The organism is Sciscionella marina DSM 45152, from assembly GCF_000379465.1.
In the GTDB taxonomy this organism is placed as follows: Bacteria; Actinomycetota; Actinomycetes; order Mycobacteriales; family Pseudonocardiaceae; genus Sciscionella; species Sciscionella marina.
Genome location: NZ_KB905392.1, coordinates 440121 through 460230, shown reverse-complemented (window position 1 = coordinate 460230; position 20110 = coordinate 440121). Strand labels below are relative to the sequence as shown.

The following is a 20110-nucleotide window of genomic DNA, read 5'->3' as shown; positions in this document are numbered from 1 at the left end:
CTTAAGGCGTGGACACGATCGCCATCCTGGACTACGGCTCGGGCAATCTCCGTTCGGCGCAACGCGCCCTGGAACGGGTCGGGGCGCAGGTCGAGCTCACCGCGGACCCCAGGGTCGCCATCGAGGCGGCGGGGCTCGTGGTGCCCGGGGTCGGGGCCTTCGCCGCGTGCATGGCGGGAATCGACGCGGCGGACGGCCAGCGGATCATCGCCGCGCGGCTGGACCGGGAGCGGCCGGTACTCGGGATCTGCGTCGGCATGCAGGTGCTCTTCGAACGCGGTATCGAGCACGGGGTCCAGGCGCGGGGCTGCGGGCGGTGGCCGGGCACGGTGCGGGCACTCGAGGCGGATGTCATCCCGCACATGGGCTGGAACACCGTGGACCCCGCCGCGGACTCGGTGCTGTTCGCCGGGCTGGACGCGCGGACCCGGTTCTATTTCGTGCACTCCTTCGCCGCCTGCGAGTGGACCGGATCAGCCGATGCGCTGCTGACCAGGAGCGTGCACGGGGAACCGTTCCTCGCCGCGGTCGAGGACGGTCCGTTGTCCGCGACCCAGTTCCACCCGGAGAAATCCGGGGATGCGGGGGCGACCTTGCTGGGGAACTGGCTGAAGTCGATCAGGAGCTGAGCGCCCGCCGCCGCTGCAGGCGCAGCACGGTCACCCACGCGAACAGGGCCAGCACCGCGACCGCGATGGTGAACGCGATTCCGGCCGTGCGCAGATCGGTGAGCGCGGATACCACGCCGACGAGCACCACGGGCACCGAGATACCCAGATAGGCGACCACGAAGTAGCTGGAGACGGTCTCGGCGCGGCGGTGCGCGGGACTGTGCGCGGTCACCGCGGCCATCCCGGACCGGAAACAGATGCCCTGGCCGATCCCGACCACGATGGTGCCCAGTACGAGCAGGGTCAGTGAGGCGGTCAGCAGCGATGCCGCGATCCCGGCAAGCGCGAGGATCAGCACGACGCAGCCGATGGGCAGCGCGAGCCGTTCGGGCAGCTGCGCCGCGGCGAGCTGGCCGAGTGTGGATCCGATGAACATGGAGAACACGACCGAACCCGCGAGCAGCCGGTCCGGCTGGTGCAGCACGGTGGACAGGAATCCCGGCTCGATCGCGGTGAGCAGGCCGAACACCGAGAACGCGGCGAACACGGCGATCGCCGCGGGCACGAACACCGCCCTCGCCTGTTCCGGAACACCGATCCGGCCAGGTCGCGGCCGGGCGCCCGGCGGCGACCGAACCGTCTCCGGGGCCAGCCACACCCCGATCACCGCGGGGACGAGCAGCACGAGGTGGGCGAGGAAGGGCAGTCGCAGCGGGGCGGGCGCGTACTCGGCGAGCACCCCGGCGAGTAGGGGGCCGAAACCGAGCCCGAGCATGTTCACCGCGGTGGCGAACAGCGTCGCCCGTGTGTGTTTGTGGTTTGGCGCGAGCTCCACGAGCATGGCGGTCGCGGTTCCGGTGATCAGTCCGGCCGACAAGCCGGACACGATCCGGCCGATGAACAGCACGGTGAGCCCGGCGTCGGTGACGAAGACCAGCTCGGCGAGCGCGGAGGCGGCGAGCGCGGCGAACAGCACCCGGCGCCTGCCGAGCGCATCGGAGGCCTGGCCGAACAACAGCAGCGCGGCGAGCACGCCGAGCGCGTAAACCGCGTAGATCACCGTGGTGAGCAGGCTGCTGAAGGCGAACTGGTGCTGATAGAGCGGGTAGAGCGGGGTGGGCAGGGTGGTGCCGACCATGGTGACCCCGAAGGCGTAGGCCACGAAGCCGAACGCGATCGGGGCCCGCATCCGGCGCGGACCTGCGTTGCTGCCCTGATCGGTGTCGGTTGTCTGGTCCTGGCTCGTCACGCATCCAGCATGCGCGATCTTGGGCCGATCGGTCCAACGGATTGTGCCCATGAAAACAATCGCTAGAATCGATTGATGGAGCTTCGCCAGCTGGAGCAGTTCCTCGCCGTCGCCGAGGAGCGGCACTTCACCCGGGCCGCGCGCCGGGTGCACGTCGTGCAGTCCAGTCTCTCCAGCTCGATCCGCGCCCTCGAACGCGAACTCGGCGTCACACTGTTCGCCAGGGACAGCAGGAAGGTCGGGTTGACCGAAGAGGGGCGGGCGCTGGTGCCGGCGGCGCGCAGGGCGCTCGCCGCCCGCGAGGAGGCGCGTGCGGCCGTCGCCGCGGTGCGGGGTCTGCTGCGCGGCACGCTGACCATCGGGATGATCCAGTCGTTCGGTTTCTTCGATGTGCTCGCGGTCCTCGCCGAGTACCACCGGCGCTATCCGGCGGTCGGCCTGCGGATCATGCACGACAGCGTGGGCGGGCTCGTGCGTTCGGTCGCGGACGGCCAGCTCGATCTCGCACTCGTGGACCGCCCCTTCGGCAGCGAGCGGGTACGCGCGCGGGCCAGTGGCGCGGAACCGATCGTGCTCGCCGTCCCGGCCGCGGATCCGCTCGCCGCACGGGACCGGGTGGCGCTGACCGAACTCGCCGAGCGGGAATTCGTCGAGTTCCGCGCCGACTCCGCGCTGCGCACCAGGGTGGACGCCGCCTGCGCCGCGGTCGGCCTGGACCGCAGGATGTGCTGTGAGGTGGATCAGATCGGCGATCTGGTCGACCTGGTCGGGCACGGCATGGGAGTCGCGCTCCTGCCCGCCTACGCGGTGCGCAACGCCGCGGACCGGGTCACCGCGGTGGCCACCGATCCGGAGATCCCACGGGAGTCCGCGCTCATCACCGCGGCGGGCCGGGAACCCTCGCCCGCTGCTGCCGCCCTGCTCGAATTGGTCGAGGAGACCGCGTTTAAGGTAAAACCGTGAGCTTCGTGTTGTTACCCGCGGTGGATGTGGCCGACGGCCAGGCGGTACGGCTCGTCCAAGGGGAGGCGGGCAGCGAGACCAAGTACGGCGCCCCGCTCGATGCCGCCATGCAGTGGCAGGCCGACGGCGCGGAATGGGTGCACCTCGTCGACCTCGACGCGGCCTTCGGCAGGGGGCAGAACGCCGCGCTGCTGGCCGAGGTGGTCGGAAAACTCGATGTTCAGGTGGAGCTTTCCGGTGGCATCCGGGACGACGAATCCCTGCGCGCCGCGCTGGCCACCGGCTGCGCACGGGTGAACATCGGCACCGCGGCCCTCGAGGACCCGGCCTGGTGTGCGAAGGCGATCGCCGAATACGGCGAGCGGGTCGCGGTCGGGCTCGACGTGCGCATCGTGGAGGGGGAATATCGGCTCGCCGCGCGCGGCTGGACCCGGGACGGCGGCGACCTCTGGGAGACCCTGCAGCGGCTCGACGCGGACGGCTGCGCGCGCTACGTGGTCACCGATGTGAGCAAGGATGGCACCCTGCAGGGACCGAACATCGGCCTGCTGCAGGAGGTGTGCGCGCGTACCGACGCCGCGGTGATCGCCTCCGGCGGCGTGGCCGAGGTCGACGATCTGCGCGCCCTGGCCAGGTTGCGCCGGGACGGCGTGGAGGGCTCGATCATCGGCAAAGCGCTGTACGCGGGCGCGTTCACCCTGCCCGAGGCACTCGCCGCGGTCGCGTAACCTGGCCCCATGACTGTTGCCGCGCGCGTGATCCCGTGCCTCGACGTGGACGCGGGCAGGGTGGTCAAAGGGGTCAACTTCACCGATCTGCGCGATGCCGGGGACCCGGTCGAGCTCGCCCGCGCCTATGACCGCGCCGGGGCCGATGAGCTCACTTTCCTGGACGTGACCGCCTCCTCGGGCAACCGGGAGACCACCTACGACGTGGTAGGCCGCACTGCCGAACAGGTCTTCATCCCGCTGACCGTCGGCGGCGGTGTGCGCGAACCGTCCGATGTGGACAGACTGCTGCGCGCGGGTGCGGACAAGGTCGGCATCAACACCGCCGCGATCGAGCGCCCCGAACTGCTCGCCGAATGCTCGCAACGGTTCGGCGCACAGTGCATCGTGCTCTCGGTGGACGCGCGCCGGTCCGGGACCGGGTTCGAGGTCACCACGCACGGCGGACGGCGCGGCACCGGGATCGACGCGATCGAGTGGGCGGTGCGCGGCGAAGAGCTCGGGGTCGGCGAGATCCTGCTGAACTCGATGGACGCGGACGGCACCAAACAGGGCTTCGATCTGGAACTGCTGCGCGCGGTCCGGGCGGCGGTCCGGGTACCGGTGATCGCCAGCGGAGGAGCGGGCCGGCTCGAACACTTCCCGCCCGCGATCGAGGCAGGTGCGGACGCGGTACTGGCCGCGAGCGTGTTCCACTTCGGCGAACTGCGCATCCCGGAGGTCAAGGACACCATGCGTGCCGCGGGGGTCGTCGTCCGGTGAATCAGAATGTTCTTGTCGCACAAGCGAAAGCCGCCTCGCCCCGGCTGCGTGCCGGTGCGTGGACCATCGCGGGGTGCGCGCTCGCGCTCGTGCTGATCAGCGTCGGCCGCGCCGCGACCGGGGGCGGAGTCGAAGCGCTCGTGCTTCCCCTGCTGCTCGCGCTCGCCCAGCTCGGGGCCGCGGGTGCAGTGCTGCTTTCCCGGCCGTACGCGCGAATCCTCGCCGGTGCCCTGCTGTTCCTGACCGGACTGCTGCATCTGGTGATCGCGTTCGGCGAGGGACAGTGGTGGTTCCGCATGCTGTCCGTGCTGCTGGTGCTCGCCTCGATCGCGGCCGGTGTGCTGCTCGCGGCCGGACAAGGGCAGGTGCACCGGCGATGACCATCCCGGAGCGGCTCGCGCGCACCGTGGACGGGCTCGTGTGCGCCGTGACCCAGGACTATCGCACGGGAGTGGTGCTCATGGTGGCCTGGATGGACGATGCGGCGCTCGAACAGACCCTGCGTACCCGGCGGGCCACCTATTTCTCCCGCAGCAGGGGGAAACTGTGGGTCAAGGGGGAGACCTCGGGACACACCCAGTACGTGCGCGAGGTGCGCCTGGACTGCGATGGGGACGCGCTGCTGCTGCGCGTCGAACAGACCGGCCCGGCCTGCCACAACGGGACCACGTCGTGCTTCGACACCGAGGTCCTGCTCGCCGACCCGGATTCCTGACGGTTGTCGTGGAACGGTCTGCTTGGCGGCGTGGGTGCCAGTGGCTGGGGTGGTCACGGCAGCTACGCCGCTTTGCGGAACCTGCCTAGCCGAGGTCCCCGGTCAGGTAGCGCTGCAGGTTCGGCGCGACGGCCGTGACCACCGTCTCCGGGTCCGCGGAGGCAAGGGGTTCGAGGACGAGAGCGTAGCGGGCCAGGGCGAGCCCGGCCATCTGCGAGGCACACAGGGTCGCCCGGAACGCCGCGTCCTCGACCTGCAGCCGCTCGGCGAGTGGCAGGAACACCTTGTCGAGCATCTGCTCGCGAAAAGCCTGGACCGCCTCGTTGCTGGTGGCGAAACTGCGCAGCACGGCGGTCATCTGCCCGCCTCCCGCGGAGTCCCAGACGCGGAGCACGGTGCGCACGAACCGTTCGCCGAGCTCGTCGACCGGTCCGTCGAGCACGTTCGCGGCGATGTCCACCGGGCGGAACGGCAGCTGCAGCACCGCCTCGGTGAACAGCGCGTCCTTCCCGCCGAACCAGTGGTTGATCATCGAGGGATCCATGTCCGCGCGTGCGGCGATCTGGCGGACCGTGGCACCCGCATAGCCCTGCTCGGTGAACACCGCGCGTGCGGCCTCGATCAGCACCGTCCTGGTGTCCTCGCTCGCCGGCCTGCGGCCTCTCCTTCGCCCTGGCATGGTCATGAGAGTAAACAGCCCGCGCGGGGAACTGTCGGACCGACCGGCAGAATGGTTCCCATGTCCACGACACGGGTGAGTCTGTCCCTCACAGAGTTCCGCGAGCTTGCCGCCGATCGCCGGGTGATCCCGGTCGCGCGGCGGTTGCTCGCCGACGCGGAGACGCCGCTTTCGGTGTACCGCAAACTCGCCGGGGACCGGCCGGGGACCTTTCTCTTCGAGTCCGCGGAGAACGGCAAATCCTGGTCGCGCTGGTCGTTCGTCGGGGTGCGCAGCCCCGCGGCACTCACCGTCGTCGACGGCAAGGCGGTGTGGCGCGGTGAGCCGCCGGTGGACCTGCCGCACGGGGATGATCCGCTCGCCACCCTGCGCGAGACGGTCGAGGCCCTGCGCACCGAACCGCTGCCCGGGATGCCCCCGCTCACCGGTGGCATGGTCGGCTACATCGGCTACGACGCGGTCCGCTGGATGGAACGGCTCCCCGAGCTGGCCGAGGACGACCTCGAGCTGCCCGAGATGACCATGCTGTTCGCCACCGATCTCGCCGCGGTGGACCACCACACCGGAACCGTCACGCTGATCGCGAACGCGGTGAACTGGGACAACAGCTCCGAGCGGGTGGACGAGGCCTACGCCGACGCGGTACGCAGGCTCGACGAGATGACCGCGACCCTGCTCGCGCCCGCCCCGGCCACCGCGGCCCTGTTCGAGCGCCCGAAGCCGGAGTTCACCCGCAAGCGCACGCAGGAGCAGCACCACGCGGCGATCGACGCGGCCAAGGAGGCGATCAAGGCGGGAGAAGCCTTCCAGATCGTGGTCTCCCAGCGGTTCGAGGTGCGCACCGAAGCGGACCCGGTCGACGTGTACCGGGTACTGCGCACCACCAACCCGAGCCCGTACATGTACCTGCTGCGCCTGGAGGGCTTCGACATCGTCGGGTCCAGCCCCGAGGCGCTGGTGACGGTCACCGACGGCAGGGCGACCATGCACCCGATCGCCGGCACCCGGTGGCGCGCGGCCGATCCGGAGGAGGACGCTGCGCTGGAGAAGGATCTGCTCGCCGACGAGAAGGAGCGCGCCGAGCACCTGATGCTCGTCGACCTGGGGCGTAACGACCTCGGCAAGGTGTGCGAGCCGGGCAGCGTGCACGTGGTGGAGCTGTTCCGGGTGGAGCGCTACAGCCACGTGATGCACATCGTCTCCACGGTGACCGGTGAGCTGCGTGCGGACTGCGGCGCGCATGACGCCGTCGTGGCCTGTTTCCCGGCTGGCACGCTTTCCGGGGCGCCGAAACCGCGTGCCATGGCACTGATCGAGGAATACGAACCGACCCGGCGCGCGCTGTACGGCGGTGTGGTCGGCTATCTGGATTTCGCGGGCAACGCGGACACCGCGATCGCCATCCGCACCACGGTGATGCGCGAGGGCGTCGCCTACGTGCAGGCGGGTGGGGGGATCGTCGCGGACTCGGATCCGTACGCCGAGGACCAGGAGACGCTCAACAAGGCGGGCGCGGTCCTCGCCGCGATTGCCGCCGCCGAGACGATGGCAGCACCCGAGGTGACCGGCCGTGACTGATCGCCGCCCCGGCCGCTCCGCCCTGTGGGTACTGCTGCTGTGCCTGCTGCTGGCCGCCGCGCTGCTGTGGGGTTCCTCGCGGCTCGGCTGGTCGGCGGGCAGGGCACCGGTGCGCGGTTCGGAGGCGGTGCCCGAGCTGGTGCCACTGGCCCTGCTCGCGCTGGCCGCGTTCGCCGCCCAGTTCGCGGGTGGTGCGCCGGTGAAACGGATCATCGGGGTTCTCGTGCTGCTGGGCGGTTGCTATCTGGCCTATCGCGGGATCGCCGGGGCCGCCCCCTTCGCACCGGGGCCGGGCAGTACCGCCCCGAGTGACCGGGATGTGCTGGCCAGGAGCCTGGTGGGGCTGGCGGCCCTCGCCGAGCTCGGGGCCGCCGCTGCGTTGCTCTCCGCGGCACGGGTACTGCCCGCGATGGGCGCCAGATACACCCGGGGTGCGGGCAGACAACGGGCGAAAGCCCCGGATCAGCGGATGTGGGACGCGCTCTCCGAAGGGGAGGATCCGACGACGAAGTGACCCGAACCGGATGGGCCAAGGGAGCGGGAGTTAGCATCAGTGCAGCGGGAAGGGGAACGAATCCGTGACGAAACTCACCTGTCCGACACGGACACCGAGATCGGGGTCACTCGCGAAGCTGACGAAACCACGTCTCCGCGTGGGAGGCCTCATGAGCGGACCGGCGAGCGAATCATCGATACAGCGTGGGCGCGAAGCGTCGTGCTCTGTCGGGGAGCGAGTGCGATGAGCGAGCTTGCGAGTGAATCTTTGATACAGCGTGGGCGCGAAGCGTCGAGCTCCGCCGAGGAGCGAGTGCGATGAGTGTTCTGGACTCCATCATCGAGGGCGTGCGCGCCGATCTCGCCGAGCGCGAGGCGGTGCTCCCGTTTGAGGAACTGAAGAAGCAGGCCGCGCAGGTGCCCGACGCCCAGGACGGGGTCGCCGCGCTGCGCCAGGCGGACGTCAGCGTGATCGCCGAGGTCAAGCGGCGCAGCCCGTCCAAGGGCGAACTCGCGAGCATCGCCGATCCGGCCTCGCTGGCCGCGGGCTACGCGGACGCGGGGGCCCGTGTGATCAGTGTGCTCACCGAGCAGCGGAGGTTCGGCGGATCGCTCGCCGACTTCGACGCTGTCCGGGAACGGGTGCGGATTCCCTTGCTGCGCAAGGACTTCATCGTCACCCCCTACCAGGTGCACGAGGCCAGGCTGCACGGTGCCGACCTGGTGCTGCTGATCGTGGCGGCACTCGACCAGAATGTGCTCTCCGCGCTGCTGGACCGGGTGGAATCGCTCGGTATGACCGCGCTCGTGGAGGTGCACAACGCCGAGGAGGCCGATCGGGCACTCGAGGCGGGCGCCACCGTCATCGGGATCAACGCCCGCAACCTGCACACCCTCGAGGTGGACCGGGACGTGTTCGGCAAGCTCGCCCCCGGTCTTCCGCCGGACGTGCTCAAGATCGCCGAGTCCGGCGTGCGCGGGCCGGGTGACCTGATGGCCTATGCGGGATCCGGAGCGGACGCGGTGCTCGTCGGCGAAGGGCTGGTCGCTTCCGGTGACCCGAAGGCCGCGGTGAACAAGCTGGTCACCGCGGGATCGCACCCGGCGTGCCCGCGGCCGAGCAGGTGAGCCCGGTGGTCACGCACGCACACGAGGCGACCCCGCACGACCCGGACGCGCGCGGGCACTTCGGCGAGTACGGCGGCCGGTTCATGCCCGAGGCGCTGATCGGGGCGCTGGACGAGCTCTCGGCCGAGTACGACAAGGCCCGGCTCGATCCGGCGTTCACCGGCGAGTTCGCCCGGCTGCTCCGGGAGTACGCGGGCCGCCCCTCGTTGCTGACCGAGGCGAAGCGGTTCGGGGAACTCTGCGGCACCCGGGTGTTCCTTAAACGCGAGGATCTCAACCACACCGGCTCGCACAAGATCAACAACGTGCTCGGCCAAGCGCTGCTCACCAAGCGCATGGGCAAGAAGCGGGTGATCGCCGAGACCGGAGCGGGTCAGCACGGGGTGGCCACCGCGACCGCGTGCGCCTTGCTCGATCTGGACTGTGTCGTCTACATGGGCGAGGTGGACACCGAACGCCAGGCGCTCAACGTGGCCCGGATGCGACTGCTCGGCGCCGAGGTCGTTCCGGTGACCACCGGTTCGCGCACCCTCAAGGACGCGATCAACGAGGCGCTGCGGGACTGGGTGACCAATGTCGAGGACTCGCACTATCTGCTCGGTACGGCCGCGGGTGCGCATCCCTTCCCGGTGCTGGTGCGCAACTTCCACCGGGTGATCGGCGAGGAGGCGCGGTCCCAGGTGCTCGAGCAGACGGGGCGGTTGCCCAGCGCGGTGCTCGCCTGCGTCGGCGGTGGTTCCAACGCGATCGGGATCTTCCACGGCTTCATCGACGATCCGGATGTGCGCCTGGTCGGCTGTGAACCGGGCGGGCACGGCATCGAGTCCGGGGAACACGGTGCCTCGCTCACCGAGGGCAGCCCCGGGATGCTGCACGGTGCGCTGTCCTATCTGCTCCAGGACGAGGACGGACAGACCAAGGAGGCGTACTCCATCTCGGCGGGCCTGGACTACCCCGGTGTCGGGCCCGAGCATTCCCGCCTCAAGGACACCGGCCGCGCCGAATACCGCGCGGTCACCGACGATCAGGCCATGCAGGCGCTGAAACTGTTGTGCCGCACCGAAGGCATCATCCCCGCGATCGAGTCTGCACACGCGCTCGCCGGTGCGATCGAACTGGGCCCGGAAATCGGTCCGGACGGGCTGCTGCTGGTGAACCTGTCCGGGCGCGGGGACAAGGACATGGAGACCGCGGCGCGGTACTTCGGATTGGTTGACGAATGAGCGAGCTTGCGAGCGAATCAATGACACAGTGCCCGCGGGAAGCGCCGAGCTCCCCCAGGGAGCGAGTGCGATGACCTTGCAGGCGCTGTTCGACACCACGCATGCCGAGGGCAGGGGCGCGCTCGTCGGTTACCTCCCCGCCGGGTACCCGACCGTGGCGGACGGGAAGCGCACCCTGACCGCGATGCTCGAATCCGGTTGCGATCTGGTCGAGGTCGGGGTGCCCTACTCGGATCCGGTGATGGACGGGCCGACCATCCAAGCCGCGGCGGATACCGCGCTGCGCAACGGTTTCCGGCTCGCCGACGTGTTCAGCACCGTCGAGACGGTCGCCGCGGCGGGCGGGCGAGCGGTGGTGATGACCTACTTCAATCCGGTGCACCGCTACGGCGTCGAGCGGTTCGCCCGCGATCTCGCCTCCGCGGGCGGGCTCGGGGTGATCACCCCGGACCTGGTTCCCGATGACGATGCGGGCTGGTGCGCCGCGGCCGGGGCCGCCGGGCTGGACCGGATCTTCCTCGTCGCGCCGTCCTCGAGCGAGGAACGGATCGCGCTCACCGCGAACGCATCCAGCGGATTCCTGTACGCCGCGGCGGTCATGGGGGTCACCGGTGCACGGGCGACCCTGTCGGACACCGCGGCCGAGACCGTGGCCCGCGCGCGCAGGCACACCCAGCTGCCGATCGGGCTCGGACTCGGGGTGCGCTCCGCGCAGCAGGCCGCCGAAGTCGCCGGGTTCGCCGATGCGGTGATCGTCGGCTCCGCCTTCGTCACCGCGGCCGGGGAGTCGGAAGCGGCGGTGCGCGCACTGGCCGGGGAACTCGCGGCGGGAGTGCGCGGTCGGGGCGCGATGACCTCGACCGTGGGGAAGTAGTCGCGGTACCGGCGCGCGTCCCTGGTCAACAGCTGCAGCCCGGCGACAGCTGCGTGCGCCCCGATGCAGAAGTCGCCAGTGGACTGGTTTTCGTGCCGCCGCGTTGCTTGTAGCGCTGGAAGGCCTTTCCGGCAAGAAAGGAGCCTTCCCACGGGAGCGGCTCGCGGGCGAAGACCTTCTCGCTGAGCGTCGCGTCACAGGTTTCGTAGTCGGCGAACCGTACGGATACTTCCGCATAGATGACCGGATTGATCACCAGCCGTCCTTCACGCAAGGCGGTGCCGAGCGCAGTCGAAGACCAAACGAACCACGTTTCGTCCTCGGTGAGGATGTCGATCAGAACGTTCGTGTCGACCAGTGTTGCCGGTTCAGCCATCGCCGCGCATCAAAGCCATGATCTGGTCGGTCGTCATCGGTACATCGCCCTTGCCGCGCAGCTGTTCGATCACCAGCCTGCTGTAATCAGCCGGTCGTTCGATTCGCTGCAACACGGCGTGGTCGCCCTCGAGGCGCACCTCGACCTCGTCGCCTGGGCGGATACCGAGAGCTTTCCGTACATCGATCGGAATGGTCAGCTGACCTTTTTCGGTAATTCGCATCGGAACCCCCTGTTCGGTAAGAATTTTGCCATTCTTACCGAGAACTCGCTCACCGCACCGGGGTGAGCACGGTGCGTCCGTCCGCGGTGCGCAGGGTTTCCACCCGCGCTCCGTAGTGCTGCCACAGCACCTCGGGGGTGAGCACCGTGGCGGGCGGACCCGAGGCAACCGCGCGGCCGGAATCCAGCAGCAGCACGGTATCCGCGTACAACATGGCGAGCGTGAGGTCGTGCAGCGTGGTCACCACGGTGCTGCCGTCGTCGGTGCGCAGCCGGTCGACCAGATCGAGCAGGGACTGCGCGTGCCCGATGTCCAGTCCGGTGGTCGGTTCGTCGAGCAACAGCACCTCGGCCTGTTGGGCCAGCGCCCTGGCGAGCACCGCGCGCTGTCGTTCGCCCCCGGAAAGGGTGTGCAGTGCGCGGTCGGCCAGTTCGCTGAGATCCAGGCGCAGCAACACATCCGCGACGATGCGCAGATCGGCGGAGCTTTCCCGGGCGAAGGGCCCGAGGTACGGTGTCCGGCCGAGCAGCGCGTAGTCGGTGACGGTGAGCCCGGCGGGCAGCTGCGGGGATTGCGGGGCGTAGGCGTGCGCGCGAGCCCGTTTGCGCCGCCCGAGACCGGCGAGCGCGGTCCCGTCCAGGCTGACCTCGCCCCGGTGCGGAATCAGCCCGGCCGTGGCCTTGAGCAGGGTGGATTTCCCGGCCCCGTTGGGTCCGACGATGGCCAGCCAGGATCCGGGCGGCACCGTGACGTCCACCCCGGACACCTTGTCGTGCCCGCCGTATCCTGCGGCGAGCCCGTGCAGCTCAAGCCCGTCCATTGCGGGTCCCCTTGCGCAGGATCACGAGGAAGAAGGGCGCGCCGACGCAGGCGGTGACCACCCCGAGCGGAAGTTCGGCCGGAGCGAGCGCGGTGCGTGCCACGACATCCGCGACGACCAGGAAAGCCGCGCCGCCGAGCAGGGACAGCGGAATCAGGATGCGGTGGCTGGCGCCCACGAGCAGGCGTATCGCGTGCGGGACCACGATGCCGACGAAACCGATCAGCCCGCTCATCGAGACCGCGGCCGCCGTGGCGAGGCAGGCCGCGCCGAGCACGAGCATCCGCACCAGCCCGGGCCGGATCCCGAGCGCCGCGGCCTCCTCGTCGCCGAGGGTGAGCACATCCAGCAGGCGCGCACAGATACACAGCACGATCCCGGCGAGCACGATGTAGGGGAGCACGGCAAGGATCTCGGACCAGCCGGGGCTGCCGAGCCCGCCGAGCATCCAGCTGTACAGCTTGCTGATCGTGGTGGTGTCGAGCTGCTGTACGAAGGTCTGCACGGCGGTGAGAAACGCCGAGATCACCACACCGGCCAGCAGCAGCGTCATGGTGCCGCGACCGGCCGCCCTGCCGAGGGTCCAGGTGAGCACCACCCCGCCGATCGCGCCCGCGAAGGCCACGATCGGCACCAGGCCACCCGAGGTGCCTGCCCCGGCGACGACCGCGACCGTCGCGGTGAGCCCGGCCCCGGCCGCGGCACCGAGCAGGTACGGGTCGGCGAGCGGGTTCGCGAACACTCCCTGATAGGCCGCCCCCGCCCCGGCGAGTGCCGCACCCACCAGGCAGCCGAGCACGACCCGGGGCACCCGGATCTCCCAGAGGATCGCGGCCTCCTGTGCGGACAGCGGGGAGACGCCGCCGGTGAGCTGTGCCCAGATCTCACCGAGCACCCGGCCTGCGCCCAGATCGATGGCGCCGAGCAGTATCGCCCCGAGCACCACGGCGAGCAGCAGGAGCACCGTCACCAGGAGGTGCCGGGCGCGCAGCTTCGTGGGGCGCAATCCCGGCTCCGCCGCCTGTTTCATCACGTGCCTTCTCTTCGGACCCGGTTCGTTCGGCGGGCGGGTTACTTCCCGGCCTCGTCCACCGCCCTGGCTACTTCCCGCACCAGGTCCACGAGCCTGGGGGTCCACCGCGCGGAGATGCTCGGGTCGAGTTCGATCACCTGGTGCCGTTGCACCGCGTTCAGCGCCGACCAGCCGGCGCGTGCACCGACAGCCGCGGCGGACTCCTTGTCGGTGACGAAGATCAGGTCCGGGTTGCTCTGCAGCACCTTCTCCGCGGACAGCTGCGGGTAGCCGGAGCCGGTCTTGTCCGCGTCGTCGGCGATGTTGCGCATCCCGAACATGCCGAACACGCTGCCGATGAAGGTCTTCGAGGTCGCCGTGTACAGCGTGCTGTCGGCCTCGTAGAAGTAGGAGAGCACCTTCGCGGGCTTCGGGGTGTCCGCCACGAGCTTGTCGATGTCGTGGCGCATCCGTTTGGCGGTGTCGGAGGCTTCGCGCTCGTGCCCGGTCGCCTTGCCGAGGGTCCCGAGTTGTCCGTAGACACCGTCGAGGTTCTTCGGCGCCTTGACGAACAGCACCGGGATGCCGAGTTTGGCGAGTTTGCCGGAGAGGCCGTTCATATCGTCGGTCGCCACCACCAGGTCCGGTTTGTACCCGGCGATCGCCTCCACGTTGGGCTGGAACGAGGACAGCTGGGTGCGCGGGGTGCCCTTCGGGTAGTCGGAGAGCGAGTCGGCGGCGATCACCTGCTTGCCCGCGCCGATCGCGAACAGGTCCTCGGTGGCGGACGGGCCGAGCGAGACGATGCGCTTCGGCTTGCTCTTGATCGTGAGCTTGCTGCCGGAGGAATCGACCGTGACCGGGTAACCGCCGTCCTTCGGGGGAGCGGCGGCCTGTTCGGAGCGCTGCGCACAGCCCCCGGTGAGCAGCACGGCGACAGCGGTCACGACGAGCAACGATCGAGTTCGCACGTCGTGTGAGGTTACTCGGTACCCTGCGGCTATGTCCGAGCACACCATCGTCACCACGACCACGGAGAGCGAACAGGCGGCGCTGCGCATCGCGTCCACGGCGGTTGAGGCGAACCTCGGTGCCTGCGCGCAGGTCAATGGACCGATCACCAGCGTCTACCGGTGGGAGGGCGCGGTGCAGACCGATCCGGAATGGCGGGTGGACATCAAGACCGCCGCAGACCGGGTGGCTGCGCTCACCGAACACATCCGGGCCAAGCACGACTACGACGTGCCCGAGATCGTCGCCACACCGATCACCGGCGGCAGCAGCGAATATCTGGACTGGCTGGTCAGCGAGACCCGCTGAGTCCGGGGTGCACCGCGGCGGTGATCGCCCGCGCGGTGTTGCCGGTCGTTGCGGGACACGGCCCTTGCGGCACAAGGACTTTCGGATCGTCCGCGTACTGGTCGACGGCCCCGGCCCTGGACAGCCCGCGCAGTTGCGGGTCGGTGATCCCGGCGAGCAGGGCGTCCGCGAACCGTTCCGCGTGCAGCACCCGGTACGGCCGTGCGTGGTAGGTGCGGATGGCGGTGTCGACCGGTTCGGTCAGTTCCAGCGCGTTCTGCGCGCGGGCCAGGTGCCCGTAGGCGGTCGCCAGCGCCTGCTCCCGCTCCCCGGCCTCGCGAGCTCCCGTGGCGGTTCGCAGTACGGGCGCCGATTCCCGCGCGAGCTCCAGCCGGGCGAACGCGCTGCCGAGCCACTTGCTGTACGGCGGGTACCGGCGTTCGAGCAGGAAACCCAGCCGCATCAGCTCGCGCACCAACCGGGCGGCGACCACCGCGGCACCGAGTTCGTCGCCGGCCTCAGCGCACCGTCCGGGGAACGATTCCTCTTCGCTGATCTTCTGCCACTGACAGGCGAGGATGTAGCGCCACACCTGGTCCGGGTACCAGGACAACCGGGTCCGGACGGCGGTCAGTTCCCCGGTCCCGTCGTGGAACACCGCGCCCCCGGTGACCTCGGCGAGCAACTGGGTCGGGGTGGCGAGCCAGTCGAAGACCGTGGGCTCGCCGGGATCGAAGCCGAGCCGAGCGCGGAACCACGTGCCGAGCCCGGCCACCTCGAGAGCCCCGGGCAACCGTGGATGACCGTGGACCTCGCGGGGCAGTGCGCGTTCGGCGCGTGCCGCGAGCTCACCGGTCTCGTCCTCGACGAACACCTGCAGTCGCGGGCCCCAGTCGTGGTCGGTCGAGCGGTTCGTGTCGAAGCCGAATACCTCCGACCCGGGGCCGAGCAGCGCGGCCGCATGCGGGTACCCATGGAACACGGGAGCGAGGAATTCGCGGTAGCAGTAGCGGGACAGCTCGATGCCCGGCAGGAAATCCGAAGACGGCCCGGAAGGTGACATGGGGAGAGCATTCCGGCCGCGCGGGGGAGCGCGCCACCGAATTCACTACCATTGCGGGAATGCGATTCGAGGGCTTCGGGGAACACGCGGTCGAGTACTACGACGGGCTGCTCGCGGACAATTCGAAGGCCTATTACGAGGACAACAAGCAGATCTACCTCGAGCAGGTGCGCGCGCCGATGGAGGCCCTGCTCGCCGAACTGGAGGGGGAGTTCGGCGAGTTCGGTACCGGCAAGGTGTTCCGGCCGTACCGGGATCTGCGCTTCGCCAAGGACAAGACGCCGTACAAGACGCACTGCGGTGCGGTGCTGGAACGCGGTCGCGGCGGTGGGGCGCTGTACATGCAGCTTTCCTCGGACGGACTGCTCGTGGGTGCGGGCTGTTTCCACACCGAACCGGACCAGCTCGCCCGGCTGCGCACCGCGCTCGACGAGGACCGGCGCGGCGGGGAGCTGCAGGACCTGATCGACGGGCTGACCCGCAAGGGCTGGGAGCTGCGCGGGGACACGATGAAGACCAAGCCGCGCGGCGTCGCACCCGATCATCCGCGCCTCGAGCTGCTGCGGCATCGCAGCCTGTATCTCGTCCGCGAATGGGAGCCGGACAACCTGCTGCACGAGCGCGGCCTGCTGCGCAGGGTGCGGGATTCCTGGCGGACGGCGCGCCCGCTGACCGAATGGTTCGTCGACCACGTGGGTGTGTGACGAGGGCGCCATGGTGACACGCGCCCCCGCGAGGGGGATCGATCCAGGAAGAGCGACTAGGCTGTCGTGGTGTGAATAGGCGCGCGAAAATAGTCTGTACGCTCGGTCCGGCCACGTCGACGGCGGAGAAGGTCGGCGCTCTCGTCGGGGCGGGCATGGATGTGGCGAGGATGAACTTCAGCCACGGCTCGCACTCCGACCACAAGCAGGTCTACGAGCTCGTCCGCGCCGCAGCCGAGGAAACCGGTCGCGCGGTCGGGGTACTCGCCGATCTCCAGGGCCCGAAGATCCGGCTCGGCACGTTCGCCTCCGGGCCGGTGGAATGGCGCACCGGGGACGTCGTCCGGATCACCGTCGAGGACGTAGCCGGAACCCATGACCGGGTCTCCACCACCTACAAGGGGCTCGCCCAGGACGCGAAGGCGGGGAACCGGCTGCTCGTCGACGACGGCAACGTCTGCCTGCGGGTCACCGAGGTGGACGGGTCGGACGTGGTGTGCGAGGTGGTCGAGGGCGGTACCGTCTCCAACCACAAGGGGATCAGCCTTCCCGGGATGGATGTCTCGGTTCCCGCGCTCTCCGAGAAGGACATCGAGGACCTGGAGTTCGCGCTGCGCCTCGGGGCCGACTTCATCGCGCTGTCTTTCGTGCGCTCGCCCGCGGACATCGACCTGGTGCACCAGGTGATGGACCGGGTCGGGCTCGGGCGGCTGCCGGTGATCGCGAAGCTGGAGAAGCCCGAGGCGGTGGAGAACCTGGAGGCGATCGTGCTCGCCTTCGACGGGGTCATGGTCGCCAGGGGAGACCTCGGCGTCGAGCTGCCCCTCGAGCAGGTGCCGCTGGTGCAGAAGCGCGCCATCCAGATCGCGCGGGAGAACGCGAAGCCGGTCATCGTCGCGACCCAGATGCTCGACTCGATGATCAACAACTCCCGGCCCACCCGAGCCGAGACCTCCGACGTGGCCAACGCCGTGCTGGATGGTGCCGACGCGGTGATGCTCTCCGGTGAGACCAGTGTCGGGCGCTACCCGATCGAGACGGTGGAGACCATGAGCCGCATCGTGCGGGCCGTGGAGAGCGAATCGGTCGAGGTGCCGCCGCTGACCCACGTGCCGCGCACCAAGCGCGGGGTGCTCTCCTACGCCGCGCGGGACATCGGGGAACGACTCAACGCCTCGGCCCTGGTCGCATTCACCCAGTCCGGGGACACCGTGCGCAGGCTCGCCCGGTTGCACACCCGGCTGCCGCTGCTCGCCTTCACCCCGGAGCAGAACGTGCGCAGCCAGCTCGCGCTCACCTGGGGCACCGAGACCTTCCTGGTGCCGAGCGTCGACTCCACCGACCGGATGATCACCCAGGTGGACAACGCCATGCTCGAACTCGGCCGTTACTCGCGCGGTGACCAGGTGGTCATCGTCGCCGGTTCGCCTCCGGGGACCATCGGCTCCACGAACCTCATCCGGGTGCACCGGCTCGGGGAAGAGGACGTATGACCGAGGCGGCCCGGCGCGCGGCTGCCGAGGGCAGTGGGCCCGAGCAGCCGATGCTCGACCAGCTCATCGCCCTGCTGGACCTCGAGGTGATCGAGGAGAACATCTTCCGCGGGGTCAGCCCGCCCGATTCGCCGGTGCGGGTGTTCGGCGGTCAGGTCGCGGGCCAGGCGCTGGTCGCCGCGGGCCGCACCGTGGACCCGGAACGCCGGGTGCACTCGCTGCACGCCTACTTCATCCGCGGCGGGGATCCGCGGGTGCCGATCGTGTACGAGGTGGAGCGCACCCGCGACGGGCGCAGCTTCACCACCCGCCGGGTCACCGCGATCCAGCACGGTAAGGCGATCTTCACGCTGTCCGCCTCGTTCCAGCGGACCGAGGACGGGATCGAGCACTCCGACGACATGCCCGAGGTCCCGGACCCGGACACCCTGCCCGGGGTCGCCGAACAGGCCGCGGAGCTCGAGATCGAGGGCTTCACCTCCAGTGCGCTGCGGCCGCGCCCGATCGATCTGCGCTATGTCACCGAGCCGCCATGGCGGTCCAGGGAGAACGGCCCGCGCGCGGCACGCAACCAGGTGTGGATGCGGGCCGACGGCACCCTGCCGGACAGCCAGCTGCTGCACGTCTGCGTGCTGACTTACGCCAGTGACATGACGCTGCTGGACGCGCCGCTGGCCAGGCACGGCGTGTACTGGGGGACGGACAAGGTCATCGGCGCGAGCCTGGACCACGCGCTGTGGTTCCACCGGCCGTTCCGCGCCGATGAATGGTTCCTCTACGACTGCGCCTCGCCGAGCGCCTCGGGTGCCCGCGGGCTGGCTACCGGCCGGTTCTTCTCCCGGGATGGCACCCTCATCGCGACCGTTGTGCAGGAGGGTCTGCTCCGTGTGATCGGCACGACGTAACATTTCGCCCGTGACTAGGGAGCAAAGCCCGACGGTGCGTCGTCGGCGGCTGGCCTCGGAGCTGCGGCGATTGCGTGAGCGGGCGGGGCTGACCATCGAGGAGGTCGGCGAAAAGCTGGAGTGCTCGGCTTCGAAGGTGTCCAGGATGGAAACCGGGCACGTCGGAGTCAATCCGCGCGACGCGCGCGACATGCTGGAGCTCTACGGGGTGGACGGCGAGCAGCGGGACACACTGGTGACCCTCGCCCGTCAGGCCAAGCAGAAGGGCTGGTGGCACGCGTACAACGATGTGTTCACCGGCGCGCTCGTGGGTCTCGAACAGGAGGCCGTGGCGCTGCGCGCGTTCCAGGCACTGCTCGTGCCCGCCCTGCTGCAGACCAGGGAGTACGCCTTCGCCACGCTCAAGGGCATCCGCCCGGACGCGGAGGACGCCGAGATCGACCGGCACGTCGACGGCCGGATGGAACGCCAGAAGCTGCTGTGGGGCAATGACCCGCCACGCTACTGGGCGGTGATGGACGAGGCGGTGCTGCACCGGGAGGTCGGCGGCAAGGGAGTACGCGACCGGCAACTGAAGTACCTGCTCGACGCCGTCGAGATGCCGCACGTGAACCTGCAGGTGCTGCCGTTCTCCGCGGGCGAGCACTGCGGACTCGAGGGCCCGTTCCTCATCTTGCGGTTCGCGGACAAGGCCGATACCGACGTGGTCTACGTCGAGAACACCATGTCCGCGGTCTACCTGGAGAAACAGGACGATGTGGACCGCTACGGGCTGATGTTCGAGCACCTGATCGCCTCGGCGCTGCCCCAGGACGAGAGCCTGCGGCTGATCGAATCCTTCAGCAAGGGATGAGTGCCCTTACCCCGTGCCGCGCGGGGTAAGGGATCCGGCACGGTCCTTCCGCGTCCTCCTGCGACGTGTTCGCCCGATGTCCGGGGGCGGGCCTTAGCGGAACTGTCGAGCTCGACAAGGTCGGATGACGACGAGGAGCTCGAGGACCATGCTCACCCCAGAAGTGATCGAAGCCGAACTCGCCTACCGCGAGGAACTGCGCAGGATCCGGGACGCCCAGGGCGCGCTCGGCAGGCCCGTACCGCTGGTGCCGTGGTGGCGGCGTTCGCGGACCGGCGAGCGCGCGAAGTCCCGGAAGGCCCGGAAAGCCCGGACCGGAAAAACGGATCGGAAACTGTCGTAGCCGTACGCGAGAAT

25 protein-coding genes are annotated in these 20110 nt (G+C 69.7%); 17 read left to right on the top strand and 8 right to left on the bottom strand.

All coding sequences use genetic code 11. From position 1 onward, the window contains the following. Positions 1-8 precede the first annotated feature (8 nt). Positions 9-629, top strand: a complete 621-nt coding sequence (hisH, locus tag A37U_RS0119170; protein ID WP_020498287.1) for an imidazole glycerol phosphate synthase subunit HisH — start codon at positions 9-11, stop codon at positions 627-629. On the opposite strand, the gene A37U_RS0119165 is transcribed toward hisH, so the two are convergent. Then, a complete protein-coding gene (locus tag A37U_RS0119165; protein ID WP_020498286.1) occupies positions 619-1860 on the bottom strand; it encodes an MFS transporter in 1242 nt (413 codons plus the stop codon). The genes hisH and A37U_RS0119165 overlap by 11 nt on opposite strands. A gap of 75 nt (positions 1861-1935) precedes the next feature. Between A37U_RS0119165 and A37U_RS0119160 the strand changes: the two genes are divergently transcribed. Genes A37U_RS0119160 through hisI form a run of 5 tightly spaced genes read left to right on the top strand, consistent with a single transcriptional unit; the run spans position 1936 to position 5028 of the window. After that, positions 1936-2823, top strand: a complete 888-nt coding sequence (locus A37U_RS0119160) for a LysR family transcriptional regulator (RefSeq protein WP_020498285.1) — start codon at positions 1936-1938, stop codon at positions 2821-2823. Then, positions 2820-3551: a bifunctional 1-(5-phosphoribosyl)-5-((5-phosphoribosylamino)methylideneamino)imidazole-4-carboxamide isomerase/phosphoribosylanthranilate isomerase PriA gene (gene priA / locus A37U_RS0119155; protein WP_020498284.1), complete on the top strand. Its 732-nt coding sequence runs from the start codon at positions 2820-2822 to the stop codon at positions 3549-3551. The genes A37U_RS0119160 and priA overlap by 4 nt, the downstream gene beginning before the upstream one ends. A 9-nt stretch (positions 3552-3560) precedes the next feature. Then, the gene (hisF, locus tag A37U_RS0119150) at positions 3561-4313 is read left to right on the top strand and encodes an imidazole glycerol phosphate synthase subunit HisF (RefSeq protein ID WP_020498283.1); all 753 of its coding nucleotides are present in this window, start codon (positions 3561-3563) and stop codon (positions 4311-4313) included. Continuing rightward, positions 4310-4693, top strand: a complete 384-nt coding sequence (locus tag A37U_RS0119145) for a hypothetical protein (protein WP_020498282.1) — start codon at positions 4310-4312, stop codon at positions 4691-4693. Before hisF ends, A37U_RS0119145 begins: the two co-directional genes overlap by 4 nt. Beyond that, entirely contained in the window at positions 4690-5028 is a 339-nt protein-coding gene (gene hisI / locus A37U_RS0119140) for a phosphoribosyl-AMP cyclohydrolase (RefSeq protein WP_020498281.1), read from the top strand. Before A37U_RS0119145 ends, hisI begins: the two co-directional genes overlap by 4 nt. An 85-nt stretch (positions 5029-5113) precedes the next feature. Here hisI and A37U_RS0119135 read toward each other — a convergent pair whose 3' ends face one another. Beyond that, a complete protein-coding gene (locus A37U_RS0119135) occupies positions 5114-5707 on the bottom strand; it encodes a TetR/AcrR family transcriptional regulator (RefSeq protein ID WP_040588172.1) in 594 nt (197 codons plus the stop codon). Between the two features lie 60 nt (positions 5708-5767). Here A37U_RS0119135 and A37U_RS0119130 point away from each other — a divergent pair, with 60 nt between their 5' ends. The 5 genes from A37U_RS0119130 (at position 5768) to trpA (ending at position 11005) form a co-directional block, all read left to right on the top strand. Then, a complete protein-coding gene (locus tag A37U_RS0119130) occupies positions 5768-7285 on the top strand; it encodes an anthranilate synthase component I (RefSeq protein ID WP_020498279.1) in 1518 nt (505 codons plus the stop codon). Further along, positions 7278-7799, top strand: coding sequence for a Trp biosynthesis-associated membrane protein (locus A37U_RS0119125; RefSeq protein WP_020498278.1), 522 nt, complete (start codon positions 7278-7280; stop codon positions 7797-7799). The genes A37U_RS0119130 and A37U_RS0119125 overlap by 8 nt, the downstream gene beginning before the upstream one ends. A 299-nt stretch (positions 7800-8098) precedes the next feature. Then, positions 8099-8908, top strand: a complete 810-nt coding sequence (gene trpC, locus A37U_RS0119120; protein ID WP_020498277.1) for an indole-3-glycerol phosphate synthase TrpC — start codon at positions 8099-8101, stop codon at positions 8906-8908. After that, positions 8887-10131, top strand: coding sequence for a tryptophan synthase subunit beta (trpB, locus tag A37U_RS0119115; protein WP_020498276.1), 1245 nt, complete (start codon positions 8887-8889; stop codon positions 10129-10131). Before trpC ends, trpB begins: the two co-directional genes overlap by 22 nt. Positions 10132-10201: 70 nt before the next feature. Then, entirely contained in the window at positions 10202-11005 is an 804-nt protein-coding gene (gene trpA, locus A37U_RS0119110; protein ID WP_020498275.1) for a tryptophan synthase subunit alpha, read from the top strand. A 25-nt stretch (positions 11006-11030) separates the two neighbouring features. On the opposite strand, the gene A37U_RS44270 is transcribed toward trpA, so the two are convergent. The 5 genes from A37U_RS44270 to A37U_RS0119085 are packed head-to-tail and all read right to left on the bottom strand — an operon-like array spanning position 11031 to position 14383. Next, positions 11031-11381: a type II toxin-antitoxin system VapC family toxin gene (locus A37U_RS44270; protein WP_063712804.1), complete on the bottom strand. Its 351-nt coding sequence runs from the start codon at positions 11379-11381 to the stop codon at positions 11031-11033. Further along, the gene (locus A37U_RS54910) at positions 11374-11604 is read right to left on the bottom strand and encodes an AbrB/MazE/SpoVT family DNA-binding domain-containing protein (RefSeq protein WP_020498274.1); all 231 of its coding nucleotides are present in this window, start codon (positions 11602-11604) and stop codon (positions 11374-11376) included. The genes A37U_RS44270 and A37U_RS54910 overlap by 8 nt, the downstream gene beginning before the upstream one ends. 49 nt (positions 11605-11653) lie before the next feature. Then, positions 11654-12424 (bottom strand): ABC transporter ATP-binding protein, encoded by a 771-nt coding sequence (locus A37U_RS0119095; RefSeq protein ID WP_020498273.1) that lies wholly within the window; start codon positions 12422-12424, stop codon positions 11654-11656. Beyond that, positions 12411-13454 (bottom strand): FecCD family ABC transporter permease, encoded by a 1044-nt coding sequence (locus A37U_RS0119090; RefSeq protein WP_020498272.1) that lies wholly within the window; start codon positions 13452-13454, stop codon positions 12411-12413. Before A37U_RS0119090 ends, A37U_RS0119095 begins: the two co-directional genes overlap by 14 nt. A gap of 41 nt (positions 13455-13495) precedes the next feature. Then, a complete protein-coding gene (locus A37U_RS0119085) occupies positions 13496-14383 on the bottom strand; it encodes an ABC transporter substrate-binding protein (RefSeq protein WP_020498271.1) in 888 nt (295 codons plus the stop codon). Positions 14384-14438: 55 nt separating this feature from the next. Here A37U_RS0119085 and cutA point away from each other — a divergent pair, with 55 nt between their 5' ends. Continuing rightward, positions 14439-14756: a divalent-cation tolerance protein CutA gene (gene cutA, locus A37U_RS0119080; RefSeq protein WP_020498270.1), complete on the top strand. Its 318-nt coding sequence runs from the start codon at positions 14439-14441 to the stop codon at positions 14754-14756. Here the strand turns inward: cutA and A37U_RS0119075 are convergent. After that, the gene (locus tag A37U_RS0119075) at positions 14740-15798 is read right to left on the bottom strand and encodes a DUF4037 domain-containing protein (RefSeq protein ID WP_020498269.1); all 1059 of its coding nucleotides are present in this window, start codon (positions 15796-15798) and stop codon (positions 14740-14742) included. The two genes, cutA and A37U_RS0119075, sit on opposite strands and share 17 nt — an antisense overlap. A gap of 59 nt (positions 15799-15857) precedes the next feature. Here A37U_RS0119075 and A37U_RS0119070 point away from each other — a divergent pair, with 59 nt between their 5' ends. The 5 genes from A37U_RS0119070 (at position 15858) to A37U_RS0119050 (ending at position 20096) form a co-directional block, all read left to right on the top strand. Then, on the top strand, positions 15858-16502 hold the full coding sequence (locus A37U_RS0119070) for a DUF2461 domain-containing protein (protein ID WP_020498268.1): 645 nt from the start codon (positions 15858-15860) through the stop codon (positions 16500-16502). Positions 16503-16573: 71 nt separating this feature from the next. Beyond that, positions 16574-17995 carry a pyruvate kinase gene (pyk, locus tag A37U_RS0119065; RefSeq protein ID WP_026197369.1) on the top strand — a complete coding sequence of 474 codons (1422 nt, stop codon included), beginning with the start codon at positions 16574-16576 and terminating at the stop codon, positions 17993-17995. After that, entirely contained in the window at positions 17992-18900 is a 909-nt protein-coding gene (gene tesB / locus A37U_RS0119060) for an acyl-CoA thioesterase II (RefSeq protein WP_020498266.1), read from the top strand. Before pyk ends, tesB begins: the two co-directional genes overlap by 4 nt. A gap of 10 nt (positions 18901-18910) precedes the next feature. Further along, positions 18911-19753: a helix-turn-helix domain-containing protein gene (locus tag A37U_RS0119055; RefSeq protein WP_026197368.1), complete on the top strand. Its 843-nt coding sequence runs from the start codon at positions 18911-18913 to the stop codon at positions 19751-19753. Positions 19754-19901: 148 nt separating this feature from the next. Then, positions 19902-20096, top strand: coding sequence for a hypothetical protein (locus A37U_RS0119050; protein ID WP_020498264.1), 195 nt, complete (start codon positions 19902-19904; stop codon positions 20094-20096). Positions 20097-20110: the final 14 nt, after the last annotated feature.